General features: G+C 34.2%; 1 protein-coding gene. It reads right to left on the bottom strand.

Going from position 1 to position 295, the window contains the following annotated elements; translation table 11 throughout:
* A partial coding sequence (locus tag JKP73_RS22750; protein ID WP_234447187.1) for a dynamin family protein occupies nucleotides 1-114 on the bottom strand: 114 nt, incomplete at its 3' end.
* Nucleotides 115-295: the final 181 nt, after the last annotated feature.

Here is a 295-nt window from a genome sequence, read left to right as displayed (position 1 = left end):
TTCAAAAGCAACATTCGTATGACGAGCATTAACTGAATCTGCACCTGGTGTATCTACCAATCGAATACCTTGACGTGTTAATTCACAGTCATAATAAAGATCAATTGCCTCCAAATAACATGCTTTGGTTTCATCCGTTACATAAGAAGGAAAATCATCTAGTCACAAAGCTATCGTGTCATTTATACGGTGTTTCATATTTTGATAACCGGTAACAACTGCTTTTAAATATGCTTGGTACATATAATCTAAAGAATCATCAAGATATAACTCCTGTTCTGTAATCCAGTCTATT

It is taken from the genome of Virgibacillus salexigens (assembly GCF_014905415.1).
GTDB classification, from domain to species: Bacteria; Bacillota; Bacilli; order Bacillales; family Amphibacillaceae; genus Virgibacillus; species Virgibacillus salexigens.
This window is presented reverse-complemented; position numbering and strand designations above follow the sequence as displayed.